20 protein-coding genes, 1 pseudogene and 1 riboswitch are annotated in these 21747 nt (G+C 66.0%); of the genes and pseudogenes, 12 read left to right on the forward strand and 9 right to left on the reverse strand.

Annotated features, from left to right (window positions below; all coding sequences use genetic code 11):
* Positions 1 to 58: 58 nt before the first annotated feature.
* Positions 59 to 1786 (forward strand): L-lactate permease, encoded by a 1728-nt coding sequence (locus J2T21_RS06040; RefSeq protein ID WP_307579483.1) that lies wholly within the window; start codon positions 59 to 61, stop codon positions 1784 to 1786.
* 172 nt (positions 1787 to 1958) lie between these two features.
* A complete protein-coding gene (locus J2T21_RS06045) occupies positions 1959 to 2693 on the forward strand; it encodes a FadR/GntR family transcriptional regulator (protein ID WP_307579485.1) in 735 nt (244 codons plus the stop codon).
* A gap of 16 nt (positions 2694 to 2709) precedes the next feature.
* Here J2T21_RS06045 and J2T21_RS06050 read toward each other — a convergent pair whose 3' ends face one another.
* Together J2T21_RS06050 and J2T21_RS06055 are read right to left on the reverse strand one after the other, a co-directional pair.
* Positions 2710 to 3720 (reverse strand): NADP-dependent oxidoreductase, encoded by a 1011-nt coding sequence (locus J2T21_RS06050; protein ID WP_307579488.1) that lies wholly within the window; start codon positions 3718 to 3720, stop codon positions 2710 to 2712.
* Positions 3721 to 3757: 37 nt separating this feature from the next.
* Entirely contained in the window at positions 3758 to 4147 is a 390-nt protein-coding gene (locus J2T21_RS06055) for a DUF1304 domain-containing protein (protein WP_307579490.1), read from the reverse strand.
* 91 nt (positions 4148 to 4238) lie between these two features.
* Here J2T21_RS06055 and J2T21_RS06060 point away from each other — a divergent pair, with 91 nt between their 5' ends.
* The 3 genes from J2T21_RS06060 to J2T21_RS06070 all read left to right on the forward strand — a co-directional run bounded on the left by J2T21_RS06060 (position 4239) and on the right by J2T21_RS06070 (position 6153).
* Positions 4239 to 4847, forward strand: a complete 609-nt coding sequence (locus J2T21_RS06060; protein WP_307579491.1) for a TetR/AcrR family transcriptional regulator — start codon at positions 4239 to 4241, stop codon at positions 4845 to 4847.
* Positions 4848 to 5118: 271 nt separating this feature from the next.
* On the forward strand, positions 5119 to 5421 hold the full coding sequence (locus tag J2T21_RS06065; protein WP_307579494.1) for a hypothetical protein: 303 nt from the start codon (positions 5119 to 5121) through the stop codon (positions 5419 to 5421).
* Between the two features lie 9 nt (positions 5422 to 5430).
* Positions 5431 to 6153 carry an MFS transporter gene (locus J2T21_RS06070; RefSeq protein ID WP_307579496.1) on the forward strand — a complete coding sequence of 241 codons (723 nt, stop codon included), beginning with the start codon at positions 5431 to 5433 and terminating at the stop codon, positions 6151 to 6153.
* On the opposite strand, the gene J2T21_RS06075 is transcribed toward J2T21_RS06070, so the two are convergent.
* Both J2T21_RS06075 and J2T21_RS06080 read right to left on the reverse strand, forming a co-directional pair.
* On the reverse strand, positions 6142 to 7701 hold the full coding sequence (locus tag J2T21_RS06075; RefSeq protein ID WP_307579498.1) for an amino acid permease: 1560 nt from the start codon (positions 7699 to 7701) through the stop codon (positions 6142 to 6144). The two genes, J2T21_RS06070 and J2T21_RS06075, sit on opposite strands and share 12 nt — an antisense overlap.
* 662 nt (positions 7702 to 8363) lie before the next feature.
* Complete coding sequence (locus J2T21_RS06080; protein ID WP_307579500.1) at positions 8364 to 10109, reverse strand: bifunctional metallophosphatase/5'-nucleotidase; 1746 nt, start codon at positions 10107 to 10109, stop codon at positions 8364 to 8366.
* A gap of 272 nt (positions 10110 to 10381) precedes the next feature.
* On the opposite strand from J2T21_RS06080, the gene aztD reads away from it, so the two are divergent.
* Positions 10382 to 11680 (forward strand): zinc metallochaperone AztD, encoded by a 1299-nt coding sequence (gene aztD / locus J2T21_RS06085; RefSeq protein WP_307579502.1) that lies wholly within the window; start codon positions 10382 to 10384, stop codon positions 11678 to 11680.
* A gap of 90 nt (positions 11681 to 11770) precedes the next feature.
* Here aztD and J2T21_RS06090 read toward each other — a convergent pair whose 3' ends face one another.
* Both J2T21_RS06090 and J2T21_RS06095 read right to left on the reverse strand, forming a co-directional pair.
* Positions 11771 to 12316, reverse strand: coding sequence for an OsmC family protein (locus J2T21_RS06090; protein ID WP_307579504.1), 546 nt, complete (start codon positions 12314 to 12316; stop codon positions 11771 to 11773).
* 41 nt (positions 12317 to 12357) lie between these two features.
* Positions 12358 to 12476: riboswitch (SAM riboswitch) on the reverse strand.
* A 288-nt stretch (positions 12477 to 12764) separates the two neighbouring features.
* Positions 12765 to 13268, reverse strand: coding sequence for a MarR family winged helix-turn-helix transcriptional regulator (locus tag J2T21_RS06095; protein WP_307579506.1), 504 nt, complete (start codon positions 13266 to 13268; stop codon positions 12765 to 12767).
* A 241-nt stretch (positions 13269 to 13509) separates the two neighbouring features.
* On the opposite strand from J2T21_RS06095, the gene J2T21_RS06100 reads away from it, so the two are divergent.
* Both J2T21_RS06100 and J2T21_RS06105 read left to right on the forward strand, forming a co-directional pair.
* The gene (locus tag J2T21_RS06100) at positions 13510 to 13941 is read left to right on the forward strand and encodes a VOC family protein (RefSeq protein ID WP_307579509.1); all 432 of its coding nucleotides are present in this window, start codon (positions 13510 to 13512) and stop codon (positions 13939 to 13941) included.
* A gap of 413 nt (positions 13942 to 14354) precedes the next feature.
* Positions 14355 to 15560 carry an FAD-binding oxidoreductase gene (locus tag J2T21_RS06105; RefSeq protein WP_307579511.1) on the forward strand — a complete coding sequence of 402 codons (1206 nt, stop codon included), beginning with the start codon at positions 14355 to 14357 and terminating at the stop codon, positions 15558 to 15560.
* A gap of 117 nt (positions 15561 to 15677) precedes the next feature.
* Here the strand turns inward: J2T21_RS06105 and J2T21_RS06110 are convergent, their stop codons facing one another.
* Positions 15678 to 15998 (reverse strand): DUF2249 domain-containing protein, encoded by a 321-nt coding sequence (locus tag J2T21_RS06110; protein WP_307579513.1) that lies wholly within the window; start codon positions 15996 to 15998, stop codon positions 15678 to 15680.
* A gap of 134 nt (positions 15999 to 16132) precedes the next feature.
* On the opposite strand from J2T21_RS06110, the gene J2T21_RS06115 reads away from it, so the two are divergent.
* From J2T21_RS06115 to J2T21_RS06130, 4 genes and pseudogenes are all read left to right on the forward strand, one after another.
* Positions 16133 to 16840: a helix-turn-helix transcriptional regulator gene (locus tag J2T21_RS06115; RefSeq protein ID WP_307579515.1), complete on the forward strand. Its 708-nt coding sequence runs from the start codon at positions 16133 to 16135 to the stop codon at positions 16838 to 16840.
* Entirely contained in the window at positions 16837 to 18105 is a 1269-nt protein-coding gene (locus tag J2T21_RS06120; RefSeq protein WP_307579517.1) for a hypothetical protein, read from the forward strand. The genes J2T21_RS06115 and J2T21_RS06120 overlap by 4 nt, the downstream gene beginning before the upstream one ends.
* Complete coding sequence (locus J2T21_RS06125) at positions 18105 to 20813, forward strand: multicopper oxidase domain-containing protein (protein ID WP_307579519.1); 2709 nt, start codon at positions 18105 to 18107, stop codon at positions 20811 to 20813. Before J2T21_RS06120 ends, J2T21_RS06125 begins: the two co-directional genes overlap by 1 nt.
* Before the next feature lie 162 nt (positions 20814 to 20975).
* Positions 20976 to 21125, forward strand: a pseudogene (locus J2T21_RS06130) (FAD-binding protein); the annotation flags it as partial.
* Positions 21126 to 21181: 56 nt separating this feature from the next.
* Here J2T21_RS06130 and J2T21_RS06135 read toward each other — a convergent pair.
* A complete protein-coding gene (locus tag J2T21_RS06135) occupies positions 21182 to 21397 on the reverse strand; it encodes a hypothetical protein (RefSeq protein WP_307579521.1) in 216 nt (71 codons plus the stop codon).
* Positions 21394 to 21747: transposase (locus J2T21_RS06140; RefSeq protein WP_307579523.1), on the reverse strand; the 354-nt coding region annotated here is incomplete at its 5' end. The genes J2T21_RS06140 and J2T21_RS06135, both read right to left, overlap by 4 nt.

The raw sequence follows: 21747 nt of genomic DNA on the forward strand, positions 1-21747 counted from the left end.
CCACCGGCACACATCAAACACTTTCCGCGCCCCGCTCCCATACGCGAAGGAACCACCAGTGGACACATTCACACCCACAACAGATCCGCTGTCCGGAAGCGTCGCGCTTTCGGCCATCGTCTCATTGCTGCCACTGGTGACGTTCTTCGTCATGCTGGCCGTCGTCAAGGCCAAAGCGCACATCTCCGGCCTGACCTCGTTGTTCGTGGCCATCCTGGTCGCGATATTCGTCTTCAAGATGCCGACCGGCATGGCGCTGATGTCCGGAGTCATGGGTGCGGTGTTCGGCGCATTCCCTGTGGTCTGGATCGTCATCATGGCGATCTGGCTCTACCAGGTCACCGTGATTTCGGGCCGCTTCGAAGACCTGCGACGGGTCTTTGACGTGATCGGCGGCGGGGATGTGCGCATCCAATCCATCCTGATCGCCTTCTGCTTCGGCGGCCTGCTCGAAGCGCTGGCCGGATTCGGTGCCCCGGTGGCCATCACCGCCACCATGTTGCTGGCCCTGGGCATGGCCCCGTTGCGCGCCGCAGCCGCGGTGCTCGTGGCCAACACCGCCCCGGTCGCCTTCGGCGCCGTGGCCATCCCCATCACGACCGCGGCTGGCCTGACCGGGCTGGACGCCAACCACATCGGCGCCATCGTCGGCCACCAGGCACCGCTGCTGGCCATCTTCGTCCCAACCCTGCTGCTGTTCATCCTCGACGGCAAGCGCGGCGTGAAAGAAGTCTGGCCCGCAGCCCTGGTCATCGGCTCATCCTTCGCCGTCGCACAGTTCTTCTGCGCCACCTACTTCTCTTATGAACTGACCGATATCGTCGCCTCGCTCGCTGGTCTGGGTTCCGCAGTGGTCTTCCTGCGCTTCTGGTCCTCGAAGGGCCGCGACGAGGCCCGGGCCCGTATTCTGGTCGGCGAAGTTGCCGGTTCCGCAGGAACGAACGGCACCTCCGCCGGCAAGGTTTCGACCTACGACGCCACGGACCGCAAGCTGCAGCCCGGCCCGACTTTCCTGGCGCTCTTCCCGTACCTGCTGGTCATCGTCATCTTCGGCATTGCCAAGCTCTGGACCTTGGGCGCCAACATTCCCGCCGCATTGTCCTCCACGGACGTCAAGGTCAAGTGGCCGATGCTTTACGGGCACATTCTGGACGGCGAGGGCAACCCGGTTTCCTCGACCATCTACAACTTCCAGTGGCTTTCCAATCCCGGCACTCTGTTGCTGTTCACCGGCCTGATCGTGGCCGTTGTCTACTCGCTCAACGATGCCGGCGGCAAGTACAAGGTCAAGGTCTCGGACGCGGTGATGGAAATCGGGCGCACCGTCTACAACATGCGCTGGGCTGCGACCACGATCCTCTCGGTGCTGGCCCTGGCCTACGTCATGAACCTGTCGGGACAAACCATCACCATTGGCACTTGGCTCGCCGGGACCGGGGCATTCTTCGCCTTCCTGTCCCCGATCCTGGGCTGGATCGGCACCGCGGTCACCGGATCGGACACCTCGGCCAATGCCTTGTTCGCGAAGCTGCAGCAGACCGCCGGCATCAACGCCGGAATCGATCCGAACCTGCTGGTTGCCGCAAACACCTCCGGCGGCGTGGTCGGCAAGCTGATCTCCCCGCAGAACCTTGCCATTGCCGCGACCGCGGTGGGCATGGAAGGCAAGGAATCGGTCATCCTGAAGAAGGTTGCCGGCTGGTCGGTGGGCATGCTGCTGATCCTGTGCGTGCTGGTCTACCTGCAGTCCACCCCGATCCTGAGCTGGATGCTGCCTACCCCGTAAGGGTGCCGGCACCGCCACGGTGCTGGATCTGCCGGGATGTGGCTCGTGCGCCTGCGACGAAAGTCGCCAGCGCACGAGCCACATCTCTTTGGCCTGGCACGCACTAGGCTTGGAAGCATCGTTGTGTGGCCAGGGAGCCAGGCAAGAGTCGTGAGCATGGGAAAATGAAGCAGTGACTAGCAAAGCAATATCCTCGCCGCAGCCGGCCCGCGCCTATGAAACGGTCCTGAAAAGCATCGAGGCGGACCTGCGGTCCGGCAAGATCAAGATCGGCGACCAGCTGCCCGGCGAACGCTTGCTGGCCGAAACCCACGGCATTTCCCGGGCCTCGGTCAGGGACGCGATCCGCATCCTCGACGCCATGGGCATGGTGCGCACCTCCACCGGTTCCGGGCCCAATTCCGGGGCGGTGGTCATTTCCAATCCCGCGGTCGGGCTTTCGGCAACGCTGCGCCTCCACGTGGCCTCGCGCCAGCTTTCGGTTGCCGACATCGTCGAGTCGCGCATCCTGCTGGAAACCTGGGCGGCGCAGTCCGCCGACCTGGGCGGCAACCCCGAGCACAGTGCCCAGGTGCTGCGCCGGACGGCCGAGCTGCTTGAGGCCATGGACGAGCCCGGGCTGGACCGCGAGGAATTCCACGAACTCGATGCGGAATTCCACGTGCTGCTGTCCTCGCTGGCCGGCAATGCCGTGATCGAAGCCATGATGGAATCGCTGCGCCTGTCGATCAGCGACTATGTCAGCGAATCCGTGGCCAGCGACGCTGCCTGGCAGAAGATCGCCAAGGTCCTGCGCTCCCAGCACCACGGCATCCACGAGGCGGTCGCCGATGGTGACGGCTCCGCGGCCGCCCGGCTGCTGCGCGAACACATCGAATGGTTCTACACGGAATCGCGGCAGCTCTGACCGGCAGCCCGAAAGGTCAGAGCTTGATGACCATTTTCCCGGTGTTGGCCCCGCGCATCAGATCGATGAATGCCTCGACGGAATGGTCCAGTCCTTCGACGATGGTTTCGTCGAAGACGACCTTTCCCTGGGCGATCCAATCCGACATGTCGGCCATGAATGCCGGGTAGTGCTCGGCGTAGTTCCCCACTGTGAAGCCCTTGAGGTTCAGCCCGCGGGTGACCATGTTGCTCATGTTCCGGGGACCCGTTGGGGCCTCGGTCGAGTTGTATACGGAGATGGCTCCGCACAAGGCGCCCCGACCACCCGGATTGAATTCATCCAGTGCGGCCTCCAGGTGCTCGCCGCCCACGTTGTCGAAATACACGTCGATGCCCTCCGGCGCGGCATCGTGCAACTGCCCGCGAACGGGCCCGTCCTTGTAGTTGAAGGCGGCGTCGTATCCGTACTTCTGGGTCAGTAGTTCAACCTTCGCGGCGCTTCCGGCGGACCCGATGACACGCTTGGCGCCCTTGAGCCGGGCAATCTGCCCCGCCGCACTTCCCACGGCTCCGGCGGCACCGGAAATGAACACGGTATCGCCGCTCTTGAGTCCCGCGATTTCGAGCAATCCGACGTATGCGGTGAAGGCCGTCATGCCCAGGATGCCGAGGTAGGCCGACAAGGGCAGGCCCGGGATGTCCCGAACCACGCGGAAATGGCTTGCTTCCCCCTGGGCAACATCTCGCCATCCGAGCTGGTGAAGCACCGGGTCTCCGACGTTGTAGCCCTCGGCGCGCGACTCGAGGACCCGGCCCACGGCCCCGCCGGTCATGACGGCGTCCAGGGCGTAGGGGGCCGCATAGGACTTGGCGTCGTTCATGCGTCCGCGCATGTAGGGATCGACTGAGATGAACTCGTTGGCCACCCGGATCTCGCCCTCGGCAAGATTGGGCAGGTCCACCGTCTTGGTGGAGAAGTTCGCATCGGTGGGCCAGCCGGTGGGTCGGCTGGCGAGGTGGATCTGGGTGCTGGTGGAAATGGACATGAGGAAGCTCCTCCTTGTGGGTGGGGGAAAGGGGAAATCAGCTGGTGAAGGCCAGCAAACCAAAAATGATGGCCAGGGCGGGCGCGGTGAGTTGGAACAATGCAGCACGGGCGAGCTTGGGCGAGGACAGGAGCAGGACCAGACCCGCCGCCACCATGGAGCCCGCGCCGGCAAAGATCAGCGTCGCTCCGACCGTGGTCGACGATGCAAGCACCAGGGCCATGCCCGCGACCGTGATGACGGCCAGGAACAAGTTGTAGAAACCCTGGTTGAACGCCAAGGGCTTGGTCGCGCTTGCTTCGGCGTCCGTCTTGATCCCGAAAGTCCTGCGTGTGGAGGGGCGATCCCAACGCAGGGACTCGAGCACGAATATGTAGACATGGATTGCTACGGCGATCCCCGCGAAAATCATGGTGGTCAACAGCATCTAGTGCGCCCCTGGGTTGAAAGAGTGATTGTGTAATGGCCGTTCCAATATATGCTGGAATGACCGTTACGCAAAGCAGGGGGCGGGTCTCATGGCCAGAACACAGGAATTCGACACCACCAAGGCGCTCGGCGATGCCCGTCTCGTCTTCTGGGACAAGGGGTTCGATGCCACGTCGATCGCGGACCTCGAATCCGCAACGGGCTTGGGCCGCTCCAGCATCTACCACGGCTTTGGTTCCAAGCGGGGTCTTTTCGATGCGGTGATCCAGGATTACATGGACAGGGTCCTGCGACCCCGCCTGGGCTTGCTGCACAGCACAACGCACCCCGACGGGGGCATTTCAACCTACCTGAAGTCGTTGGCGGACGCCTTGGCGAAGGCCCCGGACGAAACCACGAACCGGGGCTGCCTGCTGCTGAACACCGCGGCCGGCATCGCGGGAAACGATGACGCGCTGAGGGTTCTGATCTACGGATACCAGATCGAGTTGCGCGACGGCGTGGCCGCCGCACTGCGCGCGGCGGATCGGGGGCAGGCCGAGCCGCTGGTTCTCGCCCGTGCCCGAATCGTTACCGGGCTGACCATGAGCGCGCTGCTCCTGGCGCGGCTGGACCTGGCCGAGGCACTGGCCACGCTTGAAGCGGCCGAGGAACAGGTTCGTCAATGGCTTGCTGCCGGCGGAACTCCACCTCGGTAGGTCGGCTCCGCCGCGCGACCCCCAGGTGCCGGCCCGGAGGAGGGACACGGGAAACCGTCGGTGCACCACCAAGGACGCGGGCCCATGCGGTGTTTCCCGTGACGCGACCGATGTGAGCAAGCTTGTCGCCGGGCCGCACGCGTCGGCAAGGTCTTGCCCAGTACCCTGTGAGGATGTCCTAGAAGGAAAAATCCGCAGCCGAGAACGCCGGTTCACCAGCCACGCCGCGATCGGGGTCCCGCGGATTCATGGTGCTCTCGATCCTGGCGTGGTGTTGATCGGCTTGAACCTGCGGGCCGGGATCACCAGCGCCGCACCGCTCTTCCTGGACCTGCAGGAGTTCTTGGGCTACGGGGCGTTCGTCGCGGCGTTGCTGCCCTCGATCCCCACCCTGGTGTTCGCCGCGGCCGGGTTGAGCACCGCCTGGCTGGCCTTCCGCGCCTCGCCCACCACTTGGGCTCTGCTGGCCGGCACGGTGGCGGCGATGTGCGGCCTGGCGCTGTGCAACGTCTCCATGCCCTCGTTCATCCGGGAGAACTTCGCGCAGAAGACATCGCTGATGACCGGGCTCTAGACGATCACCATGTCGCTGGGGGCCACCGCGACCTCGGCGCTGGCATTCCTGCCCTTCATGCTCATGGCGCGCGCCGACCGACCGCCCGCACCGGCCACGTCGGGCATCGGCCCGTTCTCGCTGATCCGCACCAAGCGCGGCCTGGTCATCACCGGGCTCTTCAGCGCCCAGGCGATCCTGGCCTACGCCATCATGAGCTGGCTGCCCACCATCCTGATTTCCCGGTCCATGGCCGCGGCCGATGCCGGAGTCATCCTGGGTGTGCTGCAGGTGATGTCGATCCCGGCCACGATGTTCTCCTTGTGGCTGGTGAACAAGCACGGCATGCTCCGCGGGGCATTCTTCCTGACCTCGATCTCCGCGGCCGCGGGCCTGGCCGGGTTGGTGTGGTTGCCGCTGTCGCTGGCCTGGCTGTGCGCCGTGGTGCTGGGCATCGGGTTCTCGATCTTCCCGCTGGTGCCGCTGATGATCTCCTTCAGCGGCGAGAACTCCGAGGAAACCACCGCCATGAGCACCCCGGCCCAGTACCTCGGCTACCTGGTGGCCACCAGCGGCCCCTTCGGCATGGGCCTGCTGTATTCGCTCACCGGTTCCTGGACCGTGCCGTTGGTGCTGCCCATCGGGGTCACCGGCGTGATGCTTTGGCTCGGCGTGGTGGCCAGCGGCTACCGGCGGGCCACCGTGCAGCGCGTGGATTGGCCCGCCGGAAACCGGCGTTCCTCAGCGCTGTGAAGCGAGCTCGTCCTCGAGGTCCTGGGGTGCCGTCAGGTCCATCTCGAGCAGCGGAACGACCTTGGACTTGGTGACGAATCGATGGACCAGCCACAGCCCCAGGAAGATCGGCAGGCCGATGTAGGAGGAGAGCACCTCCATGCCCCGCCCGGCAAGCACCGCCTCGTAGTTCTGCCCGGCGATCACCAGGATCAGCACCGCGAAGGCCAGCAGCGGGCCGATGGGGAAGAGCGCGGCACGGTAGGGGAGGTCGCTGGCCTTGTTGCCCTGGGCCAGGAAGCCGCGCCTGAAGCGGTAGTGCGAGATCGCGATCCCGGCCCAGACGATGAAGCCGCACAGGCCCGAGACGTTCAACAACCAGGCGTAGGCGGCGCCCTGTCCTACGATGGCGGAGAGGAACCCGAAGAGTCCCACCGCGGCGGTGGCCAGCAGCGCCGGAATCGGCACGCCGCGCGAGTTGGTCCGGCCGAAGATCTTCGGTGCCTTGCCGTCGTGGGCCATGGAATAAAGCATGCGCGTGGAGGCATACAGCCCGGAGTTGCCGGCCGACAGGATGGCGGTGAGGATGACCGCGTTCATCAGCGCAGCGGCAAAGGCAATGCCCGCACGGGAAAAGACCAGGGTGAACGGGGAGGCGGCAACGTCGGCCTCGCCGGAGGCCAGCAGGCTCGAGTCGGTGAACGGGACCAGGCAGCCGATGATGAAGATCGCGCCGATGTAGAAGAGCATGATGCGCCAGAAGACCGTGCGGATGGCCCGCGGGACCTCGCGCCGGGGATTCTTCGCCTCGCCGGCTGCCACGCCGACCAGCTCGGTGCCCTGGAAAGAGAAGCCGGCGATCATGAAGACCGAGATGATCGAGACCCAGCCGCCGTGGAAGACGTCCTCGCGGTTTTGCCAGTTGCTCAGCCCGGGGGAGTTGTCCCCGAGGATGCCGAAGATCATCAGCACCCCGGCGATCAGGAACAGCACCACGGCGGCGACCTTGATCAGCGAGAGCCAGAACTCGGACTCGCCGAAGGACTTGGCCGAGAGGGCGTTCAGGCCGGTGAGTACGAGCAGGAACACCCCGGCCCAGACCCAGCCGGGCACCGAAGGGAACCAGAAGTCCATGATGATCCCGGCGGCGACCAGTTCGGCGGCCACCGTGATGGCCCAGTTGAACCAGTAGTTCCAGCCGATCGCGAACCCGAAGGAGGGGGAGACGAAGCGGGTGGCGAAGGTCTGGAAGGAGCCGGCGACCGGGATCTTGGCTGCCATCTCGCCCAGGGACTGCATCAGGAGGAACACCATCAGGCCGACCAGCGCGTAGGCGACCAGTGCGCCGCCGGGGCCGGCCTGGGAGATCGTGCCGCCGGAGGCGACGAACAGCCCGGTGCCGATTGCGCCGCCGATGGCGATCATCTGCAGGTGGCGGTTGCTGAGCCCGCGCTTGAGTTCGTTGTCCGGCTTGCCGGGACCGGTGGCGGCCCCGGTGACCTGGAAAGCTGCCGGTTGCGCCGTTGCAGCCGGCCGGGGTTCTGTTGAAGTTCTGCTCATGGATGTCATGCAACACCACCCGGGGGCATCGATGCGACCCGGCTCATATTCGGGCCACGGGGTGCTATCGGCACCGGTCCGGGCAATGCGCCCGGGGTCGTCGTGCGGTCGGCGGCGAAAGCCGGAAACGAAGCTGTTTTGGGAGCCGGGGGACGGTAGCGCACGAACGGCGGCGGTGCGAATCCGGGGCCGTGATCCACAGATGATGGAATGAGTGACCTTACTCTTGCGTGTCTCAAGACACAGCGTTGCTGATGCACAGACGGCTTCCCGGCGAATGGTCTAACTGGATCAAGACCATGCCACAGTCGTTGACCTGGAGTCCGTCGGACTCTGATGAGCCGTCTTCAACGACCGGCCAAGGGCCGTTGGTCCTGAAGGCGACACCACTTTTGATGATGCGGATTCGTCCTATTATGACGCGTAATTGTCACAAAGGAGGAATCGTGCCCGCCGTTGGCCCCGTCGGCGGGCGGCGCCCGCGACCTGGCTGGTGGCCCTGGGAGGTTCCGGGGTCTGCCACGGAGGATTCTGGGTCGCGATGGTTGCCGGGGCGGTGCCTCGCCTGGGGGTCGCCGGGAGCATGAAGGTGGAATTCCGCGGTGCCGAATGGTCTCGGCAGGCAAAAGCGACCCTCCGCCGGGCGGAAGGTCGCTTTTTGCCTGCCCTGCCTACTGGGCGACCTGCGCACGGCCCAGCGGCGCAGGATCAACCATCGGGTGCGCCTGGAAGTACTCGATGCCGGCCACGAGGTCGATTTGGCCCGAATCTGCCACATTGGTGCCTTGGGCGAAGGTGAAGAAGTTGTCTCCGCCGGTGGCCAGGAACGAGTTGGTGACAATCCGGAACACCGCGTCGTTGTCGATCGGCTCCCCCTGGTAGTCCATGGAGGTGATGTGCTCCCCGCGCGCCGCATTCGGGTTGTAGGTGTAGCTGAAGCCCTCGGAAATGCCCAGGTGCAGCTTGGGACGGCTCGCGCCATCGGGCTGCCACTGCTCCTCGAGCACCGACTTGATCTGCGCGCCGGTCAAGTCCATGGTGAACAGCGTGTTGCCGAAGGGTTGGACCGAAGCCGCATCCTTGTACGTCACGGTTCCGTCCGTGCCGTAGAGCAGGTCCGCGCGCAGGCCGCCGGGATTCATGAAGGCGATCTGTGCGGGGACGCCGCCGAAGTTCTCGTTGGAGGTCGCCCACAGGTGCATGTCGGCCACGAGGTTGCCCAGGGAGGATTCAACGCCACGATCCGAGCCGTTGGTTCCGCCGCGGAGGATGCTGGCGCTGATGTTGCCGATCTTCTGGGCGCCGACGACCTCGGCTTGCCGGCTGGCTGCCTCGACGATCTTGGCGACCTCGGGCACGGCTTCGAAGCGCGGCACCGTGGTGCCATCGGAAGCGATGGTGGTCAGCGAGATCAGCCCGCCCTCAAGGCCGGTGACCTGCTTGTGCTTCTTGGCGACGGTGATCTTCAGGGTATCCAGCGTGGTGCCGTATTGGTGCGCCTGGAGCACCGGGCGCTCAAGCCCCTTGGCCCAGCCCTCGACCGGGTAGGCGCAGGAGTAGCCGATGTGGGTGTGGCCGGAAATGATCGCGTCGATCTCTCCCGAGGCCTCGCGGACCAGATCCCCGTATGCGGTGTCCTCGGTGCCGATGGAGGCGCAATTGCTGCTTGACGAGCCTTCGTGGGTGAGCAGCACCAGCACGTCGGCCTCGCCGTTGGACTTGTCTCCGTCGCTCAGCTGCGCGGCGACCCGGTTGGCCGCCTCGACCTGGTCACCGAAGTCCAGCCCGGAGATGCCGGCAGGGGTGACCAGGGAGGAGGTCTGGTCCGTCACGGTGCCGATCAGGCCGACGGTGACGCCGTTGAGCTTCTTGAGCGTGTATTCCTTCAGTGCCGTGGTCTTGGTTCCCTTCAGGTACACGTTGGCGCCCAAGACGTAGTCGGCCCCGGCTGCGGCATCCCCGTTGCCATAGCGGGGGATGACCCGGTTGAGCAGGTCGTCGAAGCCTCGGTCGAACTCGTGGTTCCCGACCGCGGAGGCGTCAAGCCCGGCGGCCTTCAACGCGTCGATGGTGGGGTCGTCCTGCTGGGAGAAGGACGTGAAGGTGGAGGCGCCGATGTTGTCGCCCGCCGAGACGAAGAGCGTGTTGCGGTTCTTGGACTTGTAGTCCTTCACGGCTCCGGCCAGCACTGCGGCGCCGGCCTCGGCGCCGTTGGCCTCGATGCGGCCGTGGAAGTCGTTGATGCCCACCAGTTCGATGGTTGTGGACGGCGCGTTTTCCTGCTTGTTGGACTGTCCCTGTGCGCTTGGGTTCTCCGGGACGGCCGTGGCCGGCCCGGCAACGGCGGTTGATGCCATGAGCGTGAGTGCTGCGGCCGCGACCAGGGCGTTGCGCCGCATTTGATGTTTCTCGGACACGTGGTTCTCCCTCAAGAATAGTGACGAGTGGCGTGTTCCCGGCCGATGGCGCAGGCCGGGGGCACATGGGGCTGATACTACCGAGCGGAACCGTCAAGTGAAAGGGTTCTTTGACGATTCCACGGGTAGCGAGCGGGCGCCGTGGGCCGAAGGATTTTGCGAGGCGCGGCCCGATGCGGCGTTGACCAGCCGCGACGCGGAAAAAGACGCAAATCTGCATCTAACTAGCTCTACTGTTGCGAATGATTCTCATTTAACTTACCGTTGACGCCATGTCACAACAAAAAACACGCACCACGCCCCATGCCCATGCGCCAACCACCACCCGTCGGTGGCGCAACCAGGTCGGTGTCTTGGCACTCATCGCCACCGGGACGCTGTTGGCCGGATGCGGTTCCATCGCACCCGGGACCGAGCAGGTGCCATCGGCCCCGGCTCCGGCGGTGTCCGAGGCGGGCTCGGCCACGCCGCGGCTCGTGCTGACCTACGATGGCGGACTACTGGTCGCCAATGCGCGCGACGGAGCGGTGCTCTCGGACCATAAGCTTGCGGGTTTCAACCGCGTCAATCCCGCCGGCGACGGCCGGAGCGTACTCGTCTCCACCGCCGGGGGATTCAGGGTCCTGGACGCCGGGGCTTGGTCCGAGAAGCACGGGGACCACGCGCACCACTACATCACCGAGCCAGCCCTCACCGAGCTGGTGTTCCCGGCCGGGAAGCCCGGGCACGCGGTGGTCCATGCCGGGCACACCGCCCTCTTCGGCGACGCCACCGGCAAGATCAACATCTTCGAATCCACCAAGCTCGCCACCCATGAACTGCCGCGCACCGACGACATTCAGCTGCCCGAGGCGCACCACGGCGTGGCAGTGCCGCTGTCCGGCGGGAGGCTACTGGTCACCGACGGCAATGCGGAATCCCGCAACACCGTCAAGCTGCTCTCCGCCCCGGATGCGCAACACCGGCGCAACACCGTGGCCGAATCCAACCAATGCCCCGGCGTCCACGGCGAGGCCGTCGCCCGGGGCGAAGCCATGGTGGTGGGATGCGAGGACGGCATCCTGGTCATCAAGGGCGAAAAGATCACCAAGCTCGACGCCCCGGACGCGTACGGGCGGATCGGCAACCAGGCCGGATCTGAGGCCTCCACCGTGGTGCCCGGGGACTACAAGACGGAAAAGGAAGCCGAACTTGAACGCCCGCGCACCTTTTCGCTGACCGACACCGCGACCAATTCCCTGAAACTGATCGACATCGACTACAGCTACTCGTTCCGCTCCCTGGCCCGCAGCGCCTCGGGCGACGCGCTGCTGCTGGGCACCGACGGCAAGCTGCACGTTTACGACGTGAAGACGGGCAAGGAAAAGAAGGCCATCGCGGTGGTCGAGGCGTGGGAGGAGCCGGTCGACTGGCAGCAGCCGCGCCCGGCGGTGCACGTTTCCGGCCCAATCGCCTACGTCACCGAACCGAAAAGCAAGCAGCTGCACCTCGTGGACCTGAAGACCGGCAAGGTCTCCGGCACCGTGGACCTGCCCGAGGTGCCCAACGAGATCACCTCGACCGAGGGATAAGCGGCACCCGGGTGCGGGCGGAAACCAAGAACCGCGGGCCGGTGTCGATCCCCTCGATCGGCACCGGCCCGCGGCCGGATCATGGTGGTGCTAGCTTGCGGTGACTAATTCGACGCTCACCGGCGTCGGGTTGGTGAAGATGTCCAGCACCGGGCAGTGCTCGTCCACGGCCGCCTGGAGCTCTTCGTAGCGCTCGCGGGTTTCCGGGCCCTGGATCTTCACGGTGAGGCGGACCTCGCCGAAGCCGGGGCGGATGGTCTTCTCGATGCCGAACAGCCCACGCGCATCAAGGTCCGCATCGGCGTCGATCTGAAGCGAGTCGATCTTCAGGCCCAACTGGTGCGCGTAGAGGCGGTAGACCACAACCTGGCAGGAAATCAGCGCGCCCAGGGCGAACTCGACGGGGCTGGCTGCAACATCGTCCCCGGCCAGTGCCTCGGGCTCGTCGACGATGAAACGGTGCTTGCCGGCGGTGATCTCGCTGGAGACCGATCCGGTGGACACGCCGCTGGCCTTGAAGATCAGGGCCGCGCTGGCGGTGTTGGCGGCGATGCGCTCGCCCCAGGCGTTGCCGGCGGCGGTGAGCTTTTCGGCGCGAACCGATTCCAGGGTTTCTTCGATCAGGGTTTCGGACATGGGAAACGGATCCTTTCGCGGCTGGCGCATGCGCTTGCACGACGCCATACTTACGCTGGCCCGGTTGGGCGGCGTCGAATCGTCACCTGGCGCACCCCGCTATGACGAAGAGGGTTGCGGTCCAATCGGCCAGGGCCGTGAATGATTGGAGCTCGTGATTCTGCTGATGAGTCTTCCCGAATCCGCGCCGCCGAGGCAAGGCGGGTGCTTAACAATTCGTCACGGCAAAGTGCCGATTGATCGAACAAGCGCCTGTCGAATTCGTTGGATACGGCATCTTGGCGAACGTGAACGGTGATTCCGGGCAATTGGTTGAAGAACCTTCGAAACGCCTGACTGCGTTTCCGGTTCCCGACCCGGCATTGAATATCCATCTGGGCTCTGCCAAAAGCAGAGGCCCCGACCCTTCGGTGTGAAGGGCCGGGGCCGGGAAATCCATGGAGCCAAATTATTTGCCGTGTTGGGGCTGGTCGTTGGCGTTGAGCCGGGCCAGCAGGTCCGAGAAACGCTTGATTTCCTCAGGTTCCCAGGAAATCAGCCTGTTGCGCAGCAGCTGGCGCGAGGCGGCGCTCGAGGCGATCACGCCGGCCCGCGCCGCGTCGGTGATGCTGACCAGCATGGCCCGTCCGTCATCCGGATCCGGGACACGGGTCACCAGTGCCTTGGCCTCGAGCCACTTGATCATTCGGCTCATGGTGGCCTTGTCCACCTGGAGCTCCTCGGCCAGGATGATCTGTTGCTGGGCCTGCTCGCGGGCCAGGATGGAGAGCACCTTGTAGCCCAAGGGCTGGAGCTCCGGGTGGACGGAAGCGGCGCGCCTGCGGATGGCCTGGCGCGCCTTGACGACCATCATGGAGAACTCTTTTTCCACATCCTCGATCAGCGGCTCGAGTGCAGTGGAGTCGGTGGCCGATCCCGGGTCGGGGCGGGAATCGGAAAACGGTGAAGTCATGTCATTCATTTTAGTTGCGATTTTCCACTTCGACGTCCTTGTTGCAGCGGGATTTCCCGTGGTGGGCATCGGTGCGACCGCCGCGAAGCCCGGCTTCGAGGCGGGCGGGGCCGTGGCACCATTCGCCCCTGCCCGTTTCCCCGCGAATACTCGGCAAACATCCTCCCGCAAGGGTTCCCGGAAGCGGGTGCGCCGGGCAGAATTGCTAGGTGTTGAACCCCGCCAAACGATGGAGAACACCATGGGCACGATCCTCAACCCCTACATCAGCTTCCGCGACACGGCGCGTCCCGCGCTCGAGTTCTACCAGTCCGTCTTCGGCGGCGAGCTGGACCTGCGTCCCTTTGCGGACTTCGAGTTCGCCAAGACGGACTACCCGGACGAAGACAACAAGATCATGCACGGGCACCTGCGTGCACCCAACGGCTTGAACCTGATGGCGGCCGACACCCCTGCCTCCATGGAATGGAAGGGAGGAACCGCCATCTCCGTCACCCTCAGCGGCGACGACAAGGAAGAAATGACAGGTTACTGGGACAAGCTCAGCGACGGAGCCAAGATCGGCGAGCCACTGTCCCAGGCCCCGTGGGGTGACTGGTTCGGCATGCTCACAGACAAGTTCGGCGTCGACTGGATGGTCAACATCGCCGGACCGGGCACCTCCGGCCAGTAACGTGGTGCCCTTGCCGGAAGCGTGAATGCCGGCCACGAGAGCCGGGAGCGGGTGCGCGCGGGGTCCCGGCCGCAAGGGGCTCGGGCCTCGCGCATGCCTGCCTCGGCTCGATGGCCATGGCCTGTTGCGCACGATCGTGCCTCCACCGGCGGCTCCGTAATATCGCAGCGCACATGGCGCGCCAGGGACCGGGCAAGGCCATGCCGAAAGGGCGGTTCGTTTCGCAAGCCCGCTGGTCAGCCCCGAACAGCGAGCCGGCCAAAGGATCGGCGCTGCCCCGCGCCAGGTAAACGCACATCGCGTCACCTTGGCCGGGGGGCCTATCGGCGGCCAAGGGCCGGTGGTAGGTTCCAGCTAACGCCCGCCGTGCACGGCGCCACGGGGGGAACAGGTTCAAGCGAGGAGACAGAGACATGCTTTCCGATTCAGCCCTGCCCATCATCAAGGCCACGCTTCCGGTGGTCGGCGAAAACATCCAGGAAATCGCCAGCCGTTTCTATGAGCACATGTTCGCTGGCCGGCCCGAACTTCTCGACGGGCTGTTCAACCGAGGAAACCAGGCCGATGGCAAGCAGCAACAGGCACTGGCCGGCTCCATTGCCGCATTCGCCACCGCCCTGGTCGAAAGCCCCGGGAAGCTGCCGGAAAACCTGTTGGACCGCGTGGCCCACAAGCACGTCTCCCTGGGACTGCGCCCCCACCAATACGCGATCGTGCATGAGAACCTGATGTGGGCCATTGGCGACACCCTGGGCGCGGCGGTGACACCGGAGGTTGCAGCCGCCTGGGACGAGGTGTATTGGATCATGGCCAACATGCTCATCAACAAGGAGCGCGGGCTCTACACGGCCGTTGACTTGAACCCGGACGAGATCTGGCGCACCTGGGAGGTTGCCGCACGGATCGAGGAAACCCCCGATGTGGTCAGCTTCGTGGTCAGGCGCACCGACCCTCGACCCACCAAGCCCTCGCTGCCGGGCCAATACGTCTCACTGAAAATGACGATGAACGACGGCGTGCACCAGCTGCGCCAGTACAGCCTCACCAAGGCCGACGACGGGGACCACCGGCAATTTGCCGTCAAGAGGGTGGCGGGTCTCGATGGCAAGCCCGACGGGGAAATGAGCAACCTGCTGCATTCCTCCCTCAAGGTGGGGGACCGGGTCCAGCTCTCGGCACCGTTCGGGGACGTGGTGCTGAACTACTCCAACCGTCCGGTGGTCCTGGCCAGCGCCGGGATCGGGATCACTCCGATGGCCGGGATGCTCTCGCACCTCGCCAAGTCCGGGGCCGACCGCAAGGTGCACTTGCTGCACGCCGACGCCAATCCGGGATCGTTCGCCCTGCGCAAGCAGGTCGCGGACTCCCTGGCGGAGCTGCCGGACGGGAAGCACGATGCCTGGTTCGAGGCGCCCGGTGACAATCCCGCGCAGAACGAACATTCGGGATTCATGAACCTGGATGACATCGTGCTGGCCGAGGACGCCGAGTACTACCTGTGTGGTCCGTTGCCGTTCATGCAGCATGTGCGCAGTGCGCTCATCGCCCGCGGAATCCCAGCCAAGGACATCCAATACGAGGTCTTTGGGCCGGACCTTTGGTTGGCCGACTTCCAGTAGGCTGCCGGCCGGGCCGGCAACGCGCGCGTTTGCTGGTGTGCTGATTCCGGCCGGAAAAGAAATTCGTGGGGCTTGTCCATATCCGGACGGGCCCCACGAATTTTTTCCCCAAAAAGATCAGGACGTGCGGACCAGCTGGAGGCGCCAAGACTCCGGCCCCTCTTCGAGGTAGCTGATTTCGAAGGCGCCGGGTGCCCGGCCCTCGAGCTGGTCCAGCAGCGGCAGCGGGTTGTGCGGGGCCACCAGGACCAGGCCGGCGCCCACGGCGAGGGAGTCCAAGGCCCCGAAGATCGTGGCGTGGCGGATCGCATGCGGGATGGCCCGGGCGTCAAGCTCCGGAAGTTCGGCGTCATGTTCGCCGCAGGCGCACGCATGGGCCGCGGGTTGGGTCTGCTTCTCTGCTTCTTCCTTGCTGGAAGAGATAACAATGTCAGCCACGATGGGGTTCCTTTGCTCAAGTGGGCCTCGGTTGCCGGCGTCGACTGGCAACCCTTGCCATATTTTATTACAGTTAACTACGTGAAAAACAATCGTTGTCGTCACCGCGTGTCATCTGCTGCCTTGGTCACCCCGTGACCGGGCCCTCGGATCGTTCCGCGGCCCGCACCAGGCGGACCTCTTTTGGACGCCCGCTCTCCCCGACCCGCGTTCGGATCCTTGAGCTGTTGGAGGCGCAGGCGACGCCAACGACCCTTGCCGCAATCACGCGCAGCTGCGGACTGCATGAAAACACCGTCCGGGCGCACCTCGAGGACCTGTTGCGTGACGGATACCTGAGCCGCGAGCGCGCCGCCTCGAATGGCCGTGGCCGCCCCGCATGGCTCTGGGAAGCCAAGAAACCCATCGAGCATTCCCCCTATGCCTCCCTGGCCTCCGCGCTGGCCACCGTGCTGCATGAAACCAGTGCGCATCCGGTCCAGGATGCGGTGGATGCGGGGAAGCCCTGGGGCAGGGAATTGATGCTCAAGCAACAAGGTGAGCACCATGGACAGCGCCCCGCGGAGGCAGCCCGTTCCCACGTGGTCGACATGCTCGAAGAGGTCGGGTTCGCCCCCGAACCCGACGCCTCCAACGAACACGTGGTGCTGACCCGCTGCCCGCTCATTGAAGCGGCCAACAAGCATCCGGACATCGTCTGCGGCGTCCACCTGGGGATTATCCAGGGCGCCTTCGCCGAGATGGGACTCGACGGCTCCTCCAGCACCCTGCTGCCGTTTTCGGCCCCCGGCCAGTGCGCCCTGCACCTGCGCGCCGCAACCAGCGAAACCCACTCCGGATGAGCGCCTCCCGGAAAACCATCCAATCCAAGCCCCGGCCGATCCCGGTACGCACCCTGTTCATGGTGTCCGCGGCCGCGAGCCTGCTGGCCGGGCTCAACGCAGCCCTGCTGCTCCTGGACTTGCCCGCTCCGCTGAACGCCGCCCACTGGACCGAAGTCCACGGGATGGTGCTGGCCCTCGGGTTTGTGGGAACCCTAATCGCCCTTGAACGCGCGGTGGCCCTGGGCCGGCGCGTCGGCTACCTCAGCCCGCTGCTGCTGGGAGTTGGATCCCTCCTGCTGCTGACCGACGTGCCGCGCTACGCCGGAAAGCTGGGCCTGCTCGCCGGCATGGCCGCCCTGGTGTGGGTCTACCTGCCGCTCTGGCGCCGCCAGCGCGACCACGCCGTGCTCATCCAGCTGCTGGGCGCCGCACTGGGCACGGGGGCTGCGATCCTGTGGCTCGGCGGGGTGGAAATGGCCCTGTTGCTGCCCTGGCTGGCAGCCTTCCTGGTGTTGAGCATCGCGGGCGAGCGCGTCGAACTGGCACGCATCTCCATGGGACCGCTGGCCGGAACCCGGGCGCTCCAGCTGTCCTGGCTGCTCACCTTCGCGGTGGTGGCCTCGTTGCTGAACCCGGTGTGGGGATCAATCGGGTTCGGCCTGGCCCTTGCCGTGCTGGTGTTGTGGCTGGCCGCCCACGACGTTGCACGACGCACCATCCGTACCACCGGCGCCACCCGGTTCATGGCCACCTGCATGCTCGCCGGCTACGGATGGCTGCTGGCTGCCGCAATCACCTGGTGCTTTGGATTCCCCGTCACCCGGGCCGCCTATGACACCGTCATCCACGCCGTGTTCCTGGGATTCACCATCTCGATGGTCATTGCCCACTCCTCGAGCATCCTCCCCGCGATCCTGCGCCGCCCCTTGCCCTATCGCCCGATGATGTGGGTCCCGGCGATCCTGCTTTGGGCGGGGTTGCTGTTGCGGCTGTGGATCGGCAACGGACTGGGATACGACTGGGCCTGGCGCGCCGGCGGCGTGGCCAACGTCCTGGCCCTGCTGCTTTTCCTGGCCTTGGCCGTCGCCTCCGTGCTGCGGGGCGAGCCCCGGCCGAAGCCTGCGGCACCGGTGCAGGTTGCTGCTGACCGTCCCGGAACCGGGCTCGGCAAATCCTTGCTTGCACCCAAGCCGCCGGGCGCCACAAGACCCCTGCCCGACGCGAACCCCGCAGCGCGACCCCCGCGCTCCGGCCTATCGATATCGCTACGGGATGCGGAATGATGAGCAAGAACCCGACCAGGGGCTTCTGGCCCATGCGCGATCTGCCGGTGGCCTTCTGGCTGGTTCTCCTCGTGGTTGCCACGCTGGTCCACCGCCAGATCCCCGCGCCACGCTGGCTCATGATCCACCTGCTGCTGCTCGGTGCAATCTCCCACGCGATCCTGGTCTGGTCCCAGTACTTTGCCATCGCCCTGCTGCGCACCCCGGCCCGGCCCCATGACCGGGCCACCCAGAACCGGCGGCTTCTCATGCTCAACGCCGGCACCGTCGTGGTGGTCGCCGGGGTGCTGTCGATGCTTTGGCCCGTCACCGCGACCGGGGCGGCGCTGGTGGCCGGTGCCGTGATCTGGCACGGGGTGGACCTGTTTGCCCGCATGCGGCGCGCCCTGCCTTCCCGCTTCGGCGCGACCGTGAAGTACTACATCGCCGCGGCCGCCTTCCTGCCTGTCGGGGCGGTGCTGGGCACCGTGCTGGCCCATGGCACCGGTTCGCCGACCCATGAGCAGGTCACCCTGGCCCACGCGTTCCTCAACGTCCTGGGCTGGGTGGGCCTGACGGTGGCAGGAACCCTGGTCACGTTCTGGCCCACCATGCTGCGCACCAGGATCGCCGACCAGGCCGCGGCAAATTCCCGGCGGGCCCTGCCGGTGCTCATTGCCTCCGCCCTGGCCGCTGCGCTCGGCGCCGGATTCGGTCTCCTGCCCGTGGCCGCGGCCGGGCTGCTCGGCTACATCGCGGGCCTGGGGATGATGGCGTCCTCCTTCATCCAGGTGGCACGGTACAAGCCACCGAAGACCTTCTCCACGCTCTCGGTGCTGGGCGCGGTCTGCTGGTGGATCGGATGCCTGGTGGCCCTGGTCGTTTCCCTGCTGGGCACCGGCGACTGGCAGGTGGTCGGCCGACTGTTCGCCTCCATCACCCCGTACCTGGTGGCCGGGTTCGCCGCGCAGGTGCTGCTCGGTGCGCTGTCCTACCTGGTGCCGGTGGTCCTGGGTGGTGGGCCGGCCCCGGTCAGGGCCGCGACCACGATGCTGGATCGCGGGGCGGTGCTTCGCGTGTCCACCGCGAACGCCGCGCTGCTGGTGTGTGCGCTGCCGGTTCCCTCGCTGGTGCGGGTGCTGTGCTCGGTGCTGTACCTGGTGGCCATGGCAAGCTTCCTCCCGCTGCTCTTTATGGCCCTGCGGGCCCACCGCAAAGCCAAGGCCAAGGTGGGCGCAGACATTGACGCCCTGGGACTGCCCGCCGGAACCCCGGCCCCGCGGGTGCGCCTGGCTCCGGAAGGGCAGCGCCCTGCGGGCCAGCGTGCGGGCCAGGCCATGGCCGGGCTCATCGCCGTGGTGCTGGCCATCGCGGTGGGAGTGGCCATCGACCCGGCGGCCTCCGGCGTCGCCGCACCGCCCGCCCCGCCCGAATCAGGCGCAGCGGCACCGGCAACCACGGCCGAAACCTTGATCGTGGAGGTCCAGGCCGCCGACATGCGCTTCACTCCCTCCCGCATCGAAGTTCCTTCGGGCACGCACCTGGTCATTGAGCTGACCAACACCGATGCGGCCGAAACGCACGACCTGGTGCTGGCAACCGGGGCGAACAGCGGTCGGCTGGCCCCGGGCCAAAGCGCCACCGTGGATGCCGGGGTCATCACCTCCGATGTCCCGGTCTGGTGTTCGATCGTTGGCCACAGGCAAATGGGCATGGTGCTGGAGATCAAGGCCACCGGCACGCCTGCGGCACCCGGCGAAAAACCCGGAGCGGCGGACCCGGGCCACGGGTCCATGCACCAGCCGGCGTCCCAGGCCCCGTCGGCCGCGGGCGCCCCGCTGGACCTGATGGCAAGACCGAAGGCGTCCTTCACCGCGCACGACGCGTCGCTGCCGGTCCTTCCGCCTCGGCCGAAGGACGGCAAGCCCATGGTCCACAAGGCCACGTTCACCGCGCAGGAAGCTGTCGCGGAGGTCTCCCCGGGAGTCCGGCAGAAACTCTGGACCTTCAACGGCAACGCGCCGGGCCCGCTGCTGCACGGCCGGGTCGGCGACAAATTCGAGATTACGCTGGTCAACGACGGAACCATGGGCCACTCCATCGACTTCCATGCCGGTGCGCTGGCACCGGACGAGCCCATGCGCACCATCCAGCCCGGCGAATCGCTGCTCTACACGTTTACCGCCAGCAGGGCGGGGATCTGGATGTACCACTGCTCCACCATGCCCATGAGCGCCCACATCGCCAACGGAATGTTCGGCACCGTGGTGATCGAGCCCGACGGACTGCCCGCGGTGGACCGTTCCTACGTGCTGGCCCAGTCGGAGTTCTACCTGGGGAACCAGGACGCGGAGGTCGACACTGCGAAGCTGGCCGCGGAGAAGCCGGACCTGGTGGTCTTCAACGGCTACGCGAACCAATACGTGCACCGGCCGCTGTCGGCCACGGTCGGGGAACGCGTGCGAATCTGGCTGCTGGATGTCGGGCCCACCCGGCCCTCCTCGTTCCACGTGATCGGTGGGCAATTCGACACCACCTGGTTCGAGGGAAACTACCTGCTCGATCACCGCGAGGGTGGGGACGGCGGAAGCCAGGCCCTTGCGCTCGGCGTGGCGCAGGGCGGATTCGTGGAGCTCCGGTTCCCGGAGGCGGGAAACTATCCCTTCGTATCCCACGTGATGGTCGATGCCGAACGCGGTGCCCAAGGCGTGTTCAAGGTGGCCGAATAGAGGGCAGCGTTTCAACGAGTTGGCCCCAGCGTTTCAACGACTTGGCCCCAGCGTTTCAACGAGTTGCCCCGGGACAACCCACGGGTTCCTTGACCGCCCGCACCGCGGCGAAGCACACTCGAGGCTAGTCAACACGAGAATTCCGAATCCGAGGACGGCTTGATGGAACACGAACTTGATCTGGTTGTCATTGGCTGGGGCAAGGGCGGAAAGACCCTGGCCGGGACCATGGCCCGCGCCGGGCAACGCGTGGCCATCGTCGAGGCCTCGGACCAGATGTATGGCGGCACCTGCATCAACATCGGCTGCGTTCGGTCAAGTCCCGTGGAGTGGTGTAACCATTTGGTGATGCTTCGAGGTTGCTGGGGCTAGAAGCTGTGGTTGTCGGACGCGGAGTCGGGTTCCTCCTCGGGTGTGGTGCCGGTGGGCTGCCAGGCGGGGCTGATCGTGCCGTCGGGCAGCCAGAAGTCCTCGGGCCACGGCGCCGGGCGGCCGTGCTCGTCCCACCAGCCGGTCTCGTGGCCGGCGGCCAGGAGCACGAGGTCGCGCCCGCGTTCCGGCGCTTCGGTCCGGGCGGTGCTCATGCCGCGGCCTCCATGGTTTCCAGCTCGGGCAGGTCGGTGGTCGGGGCGAGGCCGGGATCCACGATGCGCAGGCGGCAGCGGGCCAGGACCTCGAGTCCGAAGTAGCGCCGTCCCTCGGCCCATTCGTCGCTTTGCTCGGCCAGCACGGCCCCGACGAGGCGGATGATCGCGTCGCGGTTGGGGAAGATCCCGACCACGTCGGTGCGGCGACGGATCTCCTTGTTCAAGCGCTCGTTGGGGTTGTTGGACCAAATTTGCTGCCAAACGTCCTTCGGGAATGCGGTGAACGCGAGGATGTCGGCACGGGCCGCGTCCAGGTGCTCGAACACCTTGGGAAGCTTTTCCTCGAC

The sequence above is a fragment of the Paeniglutamicibacter psychrophenolicus genome (assembly GCF_030812255.1).
Taxonomy (GTDB): Bacteria; Actinomycetota; Actinomycetes; order Actinomycetales; family Micrococcaceae; genus Paeniglutamicibacter; species Paeniglutamicibacter psychrophenolicus_A.

Excerpts from the sequence above, each read along its gene's own strand:
- J2T21_RS06060 (WP_307579491.1), top strand. The coding sequence starts at position 4,239 with ATGGCCAGAACACAGGAATTCGACACCACCAAGGCGCTCGGCGATGCC.
- J2T21_RS06090 (WP_307579504.1), bottom strand. The coding sequence starts at position 12,316 with ATGTCCGAAACCCTGATCGAAGAAACCCTGGAATCGGTTCGCGCCGAA.
- J2T21_RS06135 (WP_307579521.1), bottom strand. The coding sequence starts at position 21,397 with ATGAGCACCGCCCGGACCGAAGCGCCGGAACGCGGGCGCGACCTCGTG.
- J2T21_RS06055 (WP_307579490.1), bottom strand. The coding sequence starts at position 4,147 with ATGCTGTTGACCACCATGATTTTCGCGGGGATCGCCGTAGCAATCCAT.
- J2T21_RS06120 (WP_307579517.1), top strand. The coding sequence starts at position 16,837 with ATGAGCGCCTCCCGGAAAACCATCCAATCCAAGCCCCGGCCGATCCCG.
- aztD (WP_307579502.1), top strand. The coding sequence starts at position 10,382 with ATGTCACAACAAAAAACACGCACCACGCCCCATGCCCATGCGCCAACC.
- J2T21_RS06095 (WP_307579506.1), bottom strand. The coding sequence starts at position 13,268 with ATGACTTCACCGTTTTCCGATTCCCGCCCCGACCCGGGATCGGCCACC.
- J2T21_RS06050 (WP_307579488.1), bottom strand. The coding sequence starts at position 3,720 with ATGTCCATTTCCACCAGCACCCAGATCCACCTCGCCAGCCGACCCACC.
- J2T21_RS06070 (WP_307579496.1), top strand. The coding sequence starts at position 5,431 with ATGTCGCTGGGGGCCACCGCGACCTCGGCGCTGGCATTCCTGCCCTTC.
- J2T21_RS06075 (WP_307579498.1), bottom strand. The coding sequence starts at position 7,701 with ATGACATCCATGAGCAGAACTTCAACAGAACCCCGGCCGGCTGCAACG.
- J2T21_RS06100 (WP_307579509.1), top strand. The coding sequence starts at position 13,510 with ATGGGCACGATCCTCAACCCCTACATCAGCTTCCGCGACACGGCGCGT.
- J2T21_RS06105 (WP_307579511.1), top strand. The coding sequence starts at position 14,355 with ATGCTTTCCGATTCAGCCCTGCCCATCATCAAGGCCACGCTTCCGGTG.
- J2T21_RS06125 (WP_307579519.1), top strand. The coding sequence starts at position 18,105 with ATGAGCAAGAACCCGACCAGGGGCTTCTGGCCCATGCGCGATCTGCCG.